12 protein-coding genes are annotated in these 12,025 nt (G+C 63.2%); 10 read left to right on the forward strand and 2 right to left on the reverse strand.

Translation table 11 applies throughout. The features are described 5' to 3' along the window. Positions 1-18: 18 nt before the first annotated feature. The 10 genes from JJJ17_RS11040 (at position 19) to paaZ (ending at position 9,818) form a co-directional block, all read left to right on the forward strand. A complete protein-coding gene (locus JJJ17_RS11040; protein ID WP_200686328.1) occupies positions 19-480 on the forward strand; it encodes an Lrp/AsnC family transcriptional regulator in 462 nt (153 codons plus the stop codon). Between the two features lie 291 nt (positions 481-771). Further along, positions 772-1,611 (forward strand): PaaX family transcriptional regulator C-terminal domain-containing protein, encoded by an 840-nt coding sequence (locus JJJ17_RS11045; RefSeq protein ID WP_200686330.1) that lies wholly within the window; start codon positions 772-774, stop codon positions 1,609-1,611. 322 nt (positions 1,612-1,933) lie between these two features. Then, positions 1,934-3,139 (forward strand): 3-oxoadipyl-CoA thiolase, encoded by a 1,206-nt coding sequence (gene pcaF / locus JJJ17_RS11050; protein WP_200686332.1) that lies wholly within the window; start codon positions 1,934-1,936, stop codon positions 3,137-3,139. A 15-nt stretch (positions 3,140-3,154) separates the two neighbouring features. After that, positions 3,155-4,141: a 1,2-phenylacetyl-CoA epoxidase subunit PaaA gene (gene paaA, locus JJJ17_RS11055; RefSeq protein WP_200686334.1), complete on the forward strand. Its 987-nt coding sequence runs from the start codon at positions 3,155-3,157 to the stop codon at positions 4,139-4,141. Positions 4,142-4,187: 46 nt separating this feature from the next. Then, positions 4,188-4,472 (forward strand): 1,2-phenylacetyl-CoA epoxidase subunit PaaB, encoded by a 285-nt coding sequence (gene paaB, locus JJJ17_RS11060; protein ID WP_200686336.1) that lies wholly within the window; start codon positions 4,188-4,190, stop codon positions 4,470-4,472. After that, positions 4,472-5,338, forward strand: coding sequence for a 1,2-phenylacetyl-CoA epoxidase subunit PaaC (gene paaC, locus JJJ17_RS11065; RefSeq protein WP_200686338.1), 867 nt, complete (start codon positions 4,472-4,474; stop codon positions 5,336-5,338). The genes paaB and paaC overlap by 1 nt, the downstream gene beginning before the upstream one ends. Positions 5,339-5,342: 4 nt before the next feature. Then, a complete protein-coding gene (paaD, locus tag JJJ17_RS11070; RefSeq protein ID WP_200686340.1) occupies positions 5,343-5,867 on the forward strand; it encodes a 1,2-phenylacetyl-CoA epoxidase subunit PaaD in 525 nt (174 codons plus the stop codon). 28 nt (positions 5,868-5,895) lie between these two features. Beyond that, positions 5,896-6,972 (forward strand): 1,2-phenylacetyl-CoA epoxidase subunit PaaE, encoded by a 1,077-nt coding sequence (gene paaE, locus JJJ17_RS11075; RefSeq protein ID WP_200686342.1) that lies wholly within the window; start codon positions 5,896-5,898, stop codon positions 6,970-6,972. A 9-nt stretch (positions 6,973-6,981) separates the two neighbouring features. Continuing rightward, the gene (locus JJJ17_RS11080; RefSeq protein ID WP_200686344.1) at positions 6,982-7,734 is read left to right on the forward strand and encodes a Phenylacetic acid catabolic protein; all 753 of its coding nucleotides are present in this window, start codon (positions 6,982-6,984) and stop codon (positions 7,732-7,734) included. Positions 7,735-7,754: 20 nt separating this feature from the next. Further along, entirely contained in the window at positions 7,755-9,818 is a 2,064-nt protein-coding gene (paaZ, locus tag JJJ17_RS11085; protein ID WP_200686346.1) for a phenylacetic acid degradation bifunctional protein PaaZ, read from the forward strand. A 201-nt stretch (positions 9,819-10,019) separates the two neighbouring features. Here the strand turns inward: paaZ and JJJ17_RS11090 are convergent, their stop codons facing one another. Together JJJ17_RS11090 and paaK are read right to left on the reverse strand one after the other, a co-directional pair. After that, positions 10,020-10,619: a TetR/AcrR family transcriptional regulator gene (locus JJJ17_RS11090; RefSeq protein WP_200686349.1), complete on the reverse strand. Its 600-nt coding sequence runs from the start codon at positions 10,617-10,619 to the stop codon at positions 10,020-10,022. Between the two features lie 82 nt (positions 10,620-10,701). Further along, on the reverse strand, positions 10,702-12,012 hold the full coding sequence (gene paaK, locus JJJ17_RS11095; RefSeq protein WP_200686351.1) for a phenylacetate--CoA ligase PaaK: 1,311 nt from the start codon (positions 12,010-12,012) through the stop codon (positions 10,702-10,704). Positions 12,013-12,025: the final 13 nt, after the last annotated feature.

The raw sequence follows: 12,025 nt of genomic DNA on the forward strand, positions 1-12,025 counted from the left end.
TTGCAGAAGGTGAAATGAATGTTTCGTCTTGATGATCTGGATGAACGGATAGTTTCTGCGTTGCAGCGTGACGGATCGCTGAGCAGCGCGGCATTGGCCGAGGTGGTGAATGCCTCGCCTGCGTCCTGCTGGCGGCGGGTGAAGGCGCTGGAAGAGGCGGGGATCCTTGGCCCGACCGTTCGCATCGTGAAGCCCGAATCTCTGGGGCGGGGCTTGGATGTGTTCTGCCAGATCCGCATGAAATCGCAGGACGCGGCGGCGCGGATGGATTTTCAGCGGGTGCTTGAGGCAGAGCCGACCATCCTTGAAGTCTATTCGATCTCGGGTGAGTGGGATTATCTGCTGCATCTCGCCGTACGCGGGATGGCGGATTACGAGGAAATCCTGATGCACCGGATTCTGGCGCATCATTCGGTGGCGCAGGCGTCAAGCGTGTTTGCGCTGCGGCGGGTGAAGCATACGAATGTGGTGCCGGTTTAGGTGCGAGACTGATGCTTTTGCCGTCGACGGTGAAGCGCCTGCCCGGAATCGAGGTGCCTGAAAGGCACCGCCGGGCAGTGCCCGTCCGCCCCACCGGACGGGCACTTTGTCGACGTCCCGCGCTACAGTAATGTTCGGCGGGTTGGCGCGATAAAGTGTTCAGAACGACCGTTGTTGTGCCCATCCGGCGGACGGGCCCCGCCCTCTGCTATCCCATCACCGAATTTGACAACAATCCCCCCGCTGACTAACCCCTTTTGAACCCTCACCGTCGGAACGGTCGCGAACGCCATGCCCAGAACCCCCCTGATCGGCACCCTGACCGAGGATCTGACGCTGACCGCAGGCTCTTTCATCGTCACCATCTACGGCGATATCGTCGTCCCGCGTGGCGAGGTGTTGTGGATGGGCAGCCTTATCGAGATCTGCGCCCGGCTGGACATCAGCGAGAACCTTGTCCGCACCGCCGTCTCTCGCCTCGTCTCGGCCGACCGGCTTGAGGGCGAGCGTGTCGGACGGCGCAGCTATTACCGCCTAGCCCCTTCGGCCCGCGCCGAATTTGCCGATGCCGCACGGCTGCTTTACGCCCCCCGCGACCGCGCGAACAAGTGGCTGCTGGTTTTCGATGCAGACCTGCCCGAGGATCAGGCCCGCCGCGCCCGGATGGCCAAAGTCGCGCCGGGCCTGTGGATCAGCCCCGACCGCGCAGACCTGCCCGCGACCCACGCCCCGATCCTGCGTGCCGAACCTGTGGCGGGGATCGACAGGCTGTCGGAACTCGCCCGCTTCTGGGACATGGATGAGCTGCATTCCCGCTACCGTGCCATGCTCGACCGCTTCCGCCCGCTGGCCGACCGTCTGGACGACATCACGCCCGAGGATGCACTGATCGCCCGGCTGCTGCTGGTCCATGTCTATCGCTCGGTCGTTCTGCGCGACCCCGGTTTGCCCGAGGCGGCGTTGCCGGAAGACTGGCCGGGAACCGAGGCGCAGCGCCTGTTCCGACAGCTTTATCTGGCGCTGTCGTCAAATGCCGACCGGCAAATCGCCGCGATGATGGAGGGCGAGGCCGGTCCCCTTTCCGCAACGACCGACCGCACCACAGCCAGACTGGCGGCGCTGACAACGTAGATTTTCGTCGTTGAAAGTTAATTGCCCGCCCGGAGTCAAGGCGCAGAATGCGCCGCCGGGCAGTGCACAGCCGCCCCCCGGCTGGGCACTTTGGTGATGTTGCGCTCCACAGATATGACAGGGGAGGTGGCACCATAAAGTGCCAAGCGCGATCGTTGCAGGTGCCCAACCGCGGCTGTACGCTGCCCTCATCTCTTTATTCTTAAACATTACAGTAAATCTAAAATATTGCTTCACAGTGTAATGTATTAATGCTATAAGGTGACCAAGCGGTCGATGAATTGGGAGAATCATCGGCTTTTCTCGGATCACCGGAGGGCGCATGACCGAAGCATTCATCTGCGACGCAGTCCGCACACCAATCGGGCGCTATGGCGGCTCGCTGGCCCAGATTCGTGCCGACGATCTGGCGGCTTTGCCGCTGAAGGCGCTGATGGATCGCAATCCGGGTGTGAACTGGGCCGAGGCAGATGACCTGATCTTCGGCTGCGCCAATCAGGCGGGCGAGGATAACCGCAATGTTGGCCGGATGGCGCTGCTGTTGGCGGGAATGCCGATCGACGTGCCGGGGACGACGGTGAACCGGCTCTGCGGCTCGGGGATGGATGCGGTCGGCATGGCGGCGCGGGCGATCCGGGCGGGCGATTGCGATTTCGTCATCGCGGGCGGCGTGGAAAGCATGACCCGCGCGCCCTTCGTGATGCCCAAGGCCGACGCGGCCTTTTCGCGCGGCAATGCGGTCTATGACACCACCATCGGCTGGCGCTTCGTCAATCCGAAGATGAAGGCGGAATATGGCATCGATTCCATGCCGCAGACCGCCGACAACGTCGCCGCCGATTATAATATCAGCCGCGCCGATCAGGACGCCTTTGCCGCGCTGAGCCAGGCCCGCTGGACCGCCGCGCAGGAAGCCGGGCTGTTTCGGGATGAGATTGTCCCGGTCCAGATCCCGCAGCGCAAGGGTGATCCGGTCATCTTCGACACCGACGAACACCCGCGCCCCGGCACGACCACCGAGACTTTGGCAAAGCTGAAAGGCATCAACGGCCCCGACCTGTCGGTCACCGCCGGCAATGCCTCGGGCGTCAATGACGGCGCCGCGGCGCTGTTGGTTCTGTCAGCCGAGGCTGCCGCGAAACAGAACCTCACCCCCAAGGCCCGCATCGTCGCCATGACTGCGGCGGGGGTCGAGCCGCGCATCATGGGCATTGGCCCGGCGCCTGCCGCGCGCAAGGTGCTGGCGCGGGCGGGTTTGACCATCGATCAGATGGATGTGATCGAGTTGAACGAGGCTTTCGCCAGTCAGGCGCTTGCCACGCTTCGCGACCTTGGATTGCCCGACGACGCCCCCCATGTGAATCCGAATGGAGGAGCGATTGCGCTAGGCCATCCGCTTGGAATGTCGGGTGCCCGGCTTGTCACGACCGCGATGTATCAGCTTCACCGCACCGGCGGGCGCTATGCGCTTTGCGCCATGTGCATTGGTGTCGGGCAGGGCATCGCGATCATCATCGAACGCGTCTAGGGAAGGAAGCCAGCCATGTATGCACAGCTTGTGAAATCCGAAGGCACTGCCAACCGCGATGAGATGACCCCCGAAGAGGTGGCCTTTCAGGACCGCATCGACCGGAACGAAAAGATCGAGCCGAAGGAATGGATGCCCGACGGTTATCGCAAGACGCTGATCCGCCAGATCGGCCAGCATGCCCATAGCGAGATCGTCGGCCAGCTTCCCGAGGGCAACTGGATCACCCGCGCCCCCACGCTGGAGCGCAAGGCGATCCTGCTGGCCAAGGTGCAGGACGAGGCGGGGCATGGGCTTTACCTCTATTCCGCCGCCGAAACGCTGGGCGTCAGCCGCGATGAGCTGCTGGAGGCGCTGCATGCGGGTAAGATGAAATATTCCTCGATCTTCAACTATCCCACCCTGACCTGGGCCGATATGGGCGCGGTCGGTTGGCTGGTCGATGGCGCGGCGATCATGAATCAGGTGCCGTTGCAACGCACCAGCTATGGCCCCTACAGCCGCGCGATGATCCGCATCTGCAAGGAAGAAAGTTTCCACCAGCGGCAGGGCTACGACATCATGATGAAGATGTGCGCGGGCACGCCGGAACAGAAGGCGATGGCGCAGGATGCGCTGAACCGCTTCTGGTATCCCGCGCTGATGATGTTCGGCCCCTCTGACAAGGACTCGGTCCATTCCGCGCAGTCGATGGCGTGGAGGATCAAGATGAACACCAATGACGAACTGCGCCAGAAATTCGTCGATCAGACGGTGCCGCAGGCCAAGTTTCTGGGCCTGACCGTCCCCGACCCGGACCTGCAATGGAACGAGGAAAAGGGCGGCCATGATTTCAGCGAACCCGATTGGTCCGAATTCTATGCCGTGCTTGCCGGGAACGGTCCCTGCAATGCCGAACGGCTGGGCGCGCGGGTCAAGGCTTGGGACGACGGCGCATGGTTCCGCGAAGGGCTGATGGCCCATGCGGCGAAACATTCAGGCGGGCGCGTCGCGGCCGAGTGACCGCCCCGTCCGCCACGAACATCCAGCTTTCGGGAGGAAGCAAGACATGTCCAGCGAATGGCCCCTGTGGGAAATCTTTATCCGAGGTCAGCACGGCCTGAACCACCGCCATGTCGGCAGCCTGCATGCGCCGGATGCGGAAATGGCGATCCGCAATGCCCGCGATGTCTATACCCGTCGCAACGAGGGGGTGTCGATCTGGGTGGTCCGCTCGAACGACATCACCGCGTCCAGCCCCTCGGACAAGGGGCCGCTTTATGAGCCGTCGAACAGCAAGGTCTATCGCCATCCGACCTTCTACGACATTCCCGATGAAGTGGGGCATATGTGATGCCCTCGCTTCCCGATATGACCACGCCGAACCTTGCCGCGCTGGCAGGCGATGCGACGGCGCAAGGCGGCCATCCCGCCGTGCCTGCCCCGGATGCAGGGCAGCCGGAATTTACCGAATGGCTGCAACGAGTCGGCGATAATTGCCTGATCCTTGGCCATCGGCTGTCCGAATGGTGCGGGCATGGCCCGGCGCTGGAGGAAGACATTGCCATTGCCAATCAGTCGCTTGATCTGATCGGCCAATGTCAGTTGTGGCTGGGTCTTGCCGCCGAGGTCGAGGGCAGGGGCCGCAGCGCCGACGATCTGGCCTATCTGCGCGACGTTCTTGCCTTTCGCAATGTGGTGCTGGTGGAGCGCCCGAACGGTGATTTCGGCCAGACACTGATGCGGCAATTCCTGTTCGATGCTTTCCATCTGGAATTGCTGCGCGGGCTGGAAAGCTCGACCGATGCCCGGGTTGCTGACATCGCGTCAAAGGCCGTCAAAGAGGTCGCCTATCACCTTGAACGCTCGGCCGATCTGGTGATCCGTCTGGGCGATGGAACCGCTGACAGCCATGCCCGGATGCAGAAGGCGCTGGACCTTTTGTTCCCCTATACGGGCGAGATGTTTGCCGATGATGCGACCGACCGCGCGATGGCGAATGCCGGAATCGCGCCGCTGCCCTCGACCCTGAAACCGGCATGGGACGCGGTGGTGGCCGAGGTGCTGACGGCGGCGAGTCTGACCCATCCGGGCGAGGTCTGGCAGCATGGCACGACCGGCACAGGCGGCGGCAAGCGCGGTATCCATTCGGAACATCTGGGCTATCTGCTGGCCGAGATGCAGTTCCTTCAGCGCGCCTATCCGGGCGCGACGTGGTGACGCGATGGAAACCGCGATCCGCCCAGATGAAGCGCAGATATGGGACTGGTTGTCTCAGGTGCCTGACCCGGAAATCCCGGTCATCAGCCTGACCGATCTGGGCATTATCCGCGATGTCGAATGGCAGGATGACACCTTGGTCGTCACCGTCACCCCGACCTATTCCGGCTGCCCGGCGACCACGATCATCAATCTGGATATCGAAAGCGCGCTGCGCGATCACGGCATCGACAAGCTGCGCCTTGACCGCCGCCTGTCGCCGCCCTGGACGACCGACTGGCTGACCAAGGAAGGCCGCCAAAAGCTGGCCGATTACGGCATCGCCGCGCCGATCGACGGCACGGCGGCGGATGGTCGGCTGGTGGGGCGGATCGCCCGGCTGGCGGGCACGTCGAACCTTGTGATCACCTGCCCGCGCTGCGGCTCGAACGCGACCCAGAAGATCAGCCAGTTCGGCTCGACCCCCTGCAAGGCCAGCTATCGCTGCACCGATTGTCTGGAACCCTTCGACTATTTCAAATGCATCTGAACGTGCATCCGGCACACAGGAACACCCAATGGCACGCTTTCATCCGCTGAAGGTCACCGACATTCGCCGCGACACCCGCGACGCCGTGGTGGTGACCCTTGCCCCCCGCGACGAAGACCGGGCGCTGTTCGATTTCACCCAAGGCCAATACCTGACCTTCCGCCGCGACTTCGACGGCGAGGAATTGCGCCGCAGCTATTCGATCTGCGCGGGCCGGGACGAGGGCTTTCTGCGCGTCGGCATCAAGCGCGTCGATGGCGGCGCGTTTTCGACCTGGGCCAACGAAAACCTGACCCCCGGCGACGAGATCGAGGCGATGCCGCCAATGGGCCGCTTCCATACCGAGATTCAGCCCGATGCCGCCCGCCAATATCTTGGCTTCGCGGCGGGCTCTGGTATCACGCCGATCCTGTCGATCATCAAGACCACGCTGGCCCGCGAGCCGAAATCCCGCTTCACGCTGGTCTATGCCAACCGCCAGATCAACTCGATCATGTTCCGCGAAGAGCTTGAGGATCTGAAGAACCGCTACCTTGGCCGCTTCTCGGTCCTGCATGTCCTGAAATCCGAGGCGCAAGAGATCGACCTGTTCACAGGCCGCATCGACGGCGACAAGGTGGCTGCGCTGTTCCGACACTGGATCGACCCCAAAGCCGTCGATACCGTCTTCATCTGCGGCCCCGAGGGGATGATGCTGTCCGTCGCCGACGGCCTGCGTCAGCACGGCCTGACCGACGACCAGATCAAGTTCGAACTTTTCGCCAGCAGCCAACCGGGCCGCGCACGCCAGCCGGTCATCTCTCGCAACGCCGCCGAGGCGGGCACGGGCATCGCCGCCACCGTCACGCTGGACGGCGCCACCCGCAGCTTCGCGATGGCCCGCGAAGGCGAGACGATCCTTGACGCCGCCATCGCCAACAACATGGACGCGCCCTATTCCTGCAAGGCCGGGGTCTGCTCGACCTGCCGCTGCAAGGTGCTGAAGGGCGAGGTCGAGATGGCGGTGAACCACGCGCTGGAAGATTACGAGGTCCGCGCCGGTTACGTCCTGTCCTGCCAGGCCTATCCGATCAGCGACGATGTCGTCGTGACCTATGACGAGTGAGGCGGTGCCATGTCCGACACGATGAATATCGAAGACTATCTGGCAAAGGGCGGCGTCCTGACCGCGCCCGACAATGTCCCCGCCCGCTATCGGGGCGAATTGTTGCGGCTGATGTCCTCTTTCGTGGACAGCGAATTGGCGGCCTCTGCCGGTTTCGCCAATTCCATCAACTTCGCGCCGGGCATCAAGGAACGCATCGCCGCCAGCCGGATCACGCTGGAAAAGGCCGATCATGCCGAACGCGTCCTGCGGATCATGGGCGATTTCGGCACCGATATGGCGCGCTATCAGGCAACCCATGACTGGGCCTCGCGCCAGCCCCGCGACAGCGACATAGGCGCGGCCCGTCAGATGGACGACATGCGCCTGTCGGTCTTTCACTACCCGATCACCGGCTGGGCCGATGCCGTGGTGATGAACGTGCTGCAAGGCCTTGCCACCGGCGTCCAGATGACCGAACTGACCCGCCTTTCCTATGGTCCCTTGGCCGAGGTCTTTCGCGAAATCGCCCCGCGTGAGGCCCGCCATGCCGAACTTGGCCTTGAAGGGTTGGAGCGTCTGGCCGCGACCGACAAAGGCCGCGATGCCGCCCGCGAGGCCATCACCTATTGGCGCCCCCGCGTTGCCGCCGGTTTCGGCACGGCAGGTTCGACACGGTTCGAGCGGCTGAAAACCTTCGGCCTGCGCCACCATGCGAACGAAGACCTGCTGGCCCGCTGGACCCGCCTTGCCGATGGGCATCTGGCGCGTCTGGGCCTGTGATATTTCTGGAAGGACATCCCATGACCATTCACCCGCGCCGTCTTGAAAGCTATGTCTCGGGCCGCTGGACACCGGGCGAGAAAGACGGCCAGACCCTTCTGGACGCCGCGACCGGCGCGCCTGTCGCGGTCATCGATTCCTCGGGCATCGATTTTGCCGCGGCGCTTGCCCATGGCCGCGATGTCGCCGGACCGAAGCTGCGGAAGATGTCCTTCCACGACCGCGCGGCGATGCTGAAGGCGCTTGGCCTTGCGCTGATGGGGATGAAGGAAGAATTCTACACCGAAAGCCTGCATACCGGCGCGACCCGCCCGGATGCTTGGGTCGATATCGAAGGCGGCATCGGCACCATGCTGACCTTTGCGTCCAAAGGCCGCCGCGAATTGCCGAATGCCCGCGTGCTGACCGATGGCGCGGTCGAGCCATTGTCCAAGGATAACAGCTTCTCTGCCCAGCATATCCTGACCCCGCTGCATGGCGTGGCGGTGCATATCAACGCCTTCAATTTCCCGATCTGGGGGATGCTGGAAAAGATCGCGCCGACGCTGCTGGCAGGTGTTCCCTGCGTGGTCAAACCCGCCAGTCAGACTGCATACCTGACCGAGCTGATGGTCCGCCGCATCATCGATACCGGCATCCTGCCCGAAGGCGCGCTGCAACTGATCTGCGGCTCGGTCGGCGATCTTCTGGACCATGTGACCGGGCAGGACGCGGTGACCTTCACCGGCTCGGCCTGGACCGGGCGCAAGCTGCGCGCCCATCCGGCCATCGTCGAAAACTCGGTCCGCTTCACGATGGAGGCAGACAGCCTCAACGCCTCGATCCTTGGCCCCGATGCCGGGCCGGGCACGCCCGAATTCGACCTGTTCGTGCGCGAGGTGGCCCGCGAAATGACCTCGAAAACCGGGCAAAAATGCACCGCCATCCGCCGCGTCATGGTGCCCCGCGCTCATACCGAGGCGGTGATCGCGGCGCTGCGCGACCGTCTTGCCAAAACCGCCATCGGCCTGCCGGGGGATGAGGGCACCCGGATGGGTCCGCTGGCCAGCCTCGATCAGCGCGAGGAAGTCCGCGCCCGCATCCGCGACCTGCAAGCCGTGGCCGAGATTGTCGCAGGCGATCCAGATCAGGTCAGCGTCACCTCGGGGGATGCCGAAGCCGGCGCCTTCCTGACCCCGGTGCTTCTCCACGCCGCCAAGCCGTTCGAGGCAACGGCGGTCCATGATGTCGAAGCCTTCGGCCCGGTTTCGACCGTCATGCCCTATGACGATCCGGCCGAGGCGGTGGCACTGGCACGGATGGGCAAAGGCTCGCTGGTCTCGTCGGTCTTCACCGACGATCCGGCGGTCGCGGAAGAGATCGTCCTTGGCGTTGCGCCCTTCCATGGCCGTGTGCTGATCGGCAACCGCGCTTCGGCGAAATCCTCGACCGGCCACGGCTCGCCCTTGGCGCCGCTGGTTCATGGCGGACCGGGCCGGGCAGGCGGTGGCGAGGAAATGGGCGGCATAAGGGGCGTGAAACACTATATGCAGCGCACCGCCGTTCAGGGGGCGCCGCGCCTGTTATCGGCGGTCACCGGCCGCTGGATCGAGGGGGCGGATGCCCAGCAAGGCACCCACCCGTTCCGCAAATCGCTGGAGGAATTGCGGATCGGCGATCAGTTGGTGACGGCGGCCCGCACCATCACCGAAGAAGATGTCGAACATTTCGCCCATTTCACCGGCGACACCTTCTACGCCCATATGGACAGCGCGGCGGCCAAGGCGAACCCGTTCTTCGACGACCGCGTGGCCCATGGCTACCTGATCGCCTCGTTCGCGGCGGGATTGTTCGTGGAGCCGAACCCCGGCCCGGTCCTTGCGAATTACGGCGTCGATAACCTGCGCTTCCTGACCCCGGTTTATTTCGGCGACAGCCTGCAAGTGCGGCTGACCTGCAAAGAGATCAACCCGCGCGCCAATGCCGATCACGGCGAGGTGCGTTGGGATTGTCAGGTGACGAACCAAAAGGCCGAGATCGTGGCGCAATATGACGTGCTGACGATGGTGGCGAAAACATGGCCGCTGGCTCAGGCGGCGGAATAACCCTGATGGTGCGTGCAAAGCACGCACCCTACACCCACGCAACACCGACCGTTCGCAAGCTGTGTACGCCCTGTGCACATCCGGTGTCTGCGTGGTGCACGCCCTGTGCCGCCAAATTCCCAGCATTTGCTGGCAAAGCCGCACCTGCCGCTTCTTCGTTGCACAAATACCAAAAGCAACGCCCGCAGGTGTTGCGCAGGCTCAGCGAACCGCCTTGATCCCTTCCAGAATCAGCGTTGTCGCCACGTCGGCATAGTCCTGACGGCTGATCCGCCCGCCATCCTTGAACCACATATAGACCCAGTTCATCATCCCGAACAAAGACATGGTGACCGGCATCAAAAGCGGCCTGTCCCTGTCGTTCAAATCCGGGTTGATCTGCTCCAGAACCACCGAAAACCGCCGCACGATCCGCCGCTCGATTGCCATGATCTCGGCCTTCTGCTCATCCGACAGCGCGCTGCTGGCGTTAAGCTGAACCTTGTGCTGATTATCCGCCCCGCGATAGCTTTCCAGCACCGTGCCCACCAGCTTCCGCAACCGCTGCTCGGGCGGCAAAGCCGCGTCATCCGCCGCCTCAATCGCCTCGTCCAGTTCTTCCAGATGGGTGGTGATGATCGCAAAGATCAGCGCGTCCTTGCCGGGATAATAATGATATAACAATGCTTTGCTGACCTGCGCCTGAACGGCGACCTGCGACATGGAAGCCTTTTCCATGCCCTGTTCGGCAAAGACCAGCGCGGCATTGTCCAGAATGCTGCGCTGCTTTTCCTCGAAATCCTGTGCCCGTGTCCGAGCCATAATATCACTTTCCTGCTTGCCCCGGCCCCGCCGCTTTAGAGGCTGACGGGGCCAAAGTCACCAGCGCAGAACGCGCCGGCATTCAGCCCTTCGGTCGGTTATCCACCACCCGCTTCGCCTTGCCTTCGGAACGGGCAACGCTGCCCGGATCCTGCACCTCGATCCGGGTCGAGATCCCCACGATCGACTTGATCTTATGCGCCAGTTCCTTGGCCGAAACCGCCCGCGCATCGCCCGCCACCTGATCCTCGGCGCATTCGACATGGACGATCATGCTGTCCATTCGCCCTTCGCGGGTCAGCTCGATCTGGAAATGCGGCGCAAGGCCGGGACATTTCAGGATCTGCTCTTCGATCTGCGTCGGAAACACATTGACGCCCCGCAGAATGATCATGTCGTCACTGCGCCCGGTGATCTTCTCGATCCGCCGCATCGACCGCGCCGTGCCCGGCAAAATCCGGGTCAGGTCGCGGGTGCGGTAGCGGATCATCGGCAGCGCTTCCTTGGTCAGCGTGGTAAAGACCAGCTCGCCCATTTCGCCATCCGGCAGCACCTCGCCCGTTAGGGGATCGATGATTTCAGGGTAGAAGTGATCTTCCCAGACATGCAGCCCGTCCTTGGTTTCAACGCATTCCTGCGCCACGCCGGGTCCCATCACTTCGGAAAGCCCGTAGATATCAACGGCATGCATATCGAAGGCGTCTTCGATTTCCTGCCGCATGGCGTTGGTCCACGGCTCGGCCCCGAAGATGCCGACCTGTAAGGAGCTGGCGCGCGGGTCCAGCCCCTGACGGCGGAATTCATCAAGGATCGACAGCATATAGCTGGGCGTCACCATGATGATCCGCGGCTTGAAATCGTTGATCAGCGTCACCTGCCGTTCGGTCATGCCGCCCGACATCGGAATGACGGTGCAGCCCAGACGCTCGGCCCCGTAATGTGCGCCAAGGCCGCCGGTGAACAGACCGTAGCCATAGGCGTTGTGCAGAATATCACCGGGCCGCCCGCCCGCCGCACGGATCGAGCGGGCAACCAAAGCGGCCCAGTTGTCGATATCGCTGGCGGTATAGCCGACCACGGTGGGCTTGCCGGTTGTCCCTGACGAGCCGTGGATGCGGCTGAGGCGATCCTGCGGGACGGCGAACATGCCGAAGGGATAGGTGTCGCGCAGATCCTGCTTCACGGTGAAGGGAAATTTCGCAATGTCCTTCAGGGTCTTGAGATCGTCAGGATGCGCGCCCGCCTTGCCAAAGCTGTCGCGGTAGAAGCTGGAATTCTGATAGGCATGGGTCAGCGTCTGCTTCATCCGCTGGAATTGCAGCGCCTCGATCTCATCGCGCGACGCGGTCTCGATCGGGTCGAGATCCGCGCGGCGGGGGGTCAGGTCTTTCATGTTCTCCTCCCTC

Origin of the sequence: Paracoccus caeni (assembly GCF_016629665.1) — a bacterium.
Taxonomy (GTDB): domain Bacteria; phylum Pseudomonadota; class Alphaproteobacteria; order Rhodobacterales; family Rhodobacteraceae; genus Paracoccus; species Paracoccus caeni.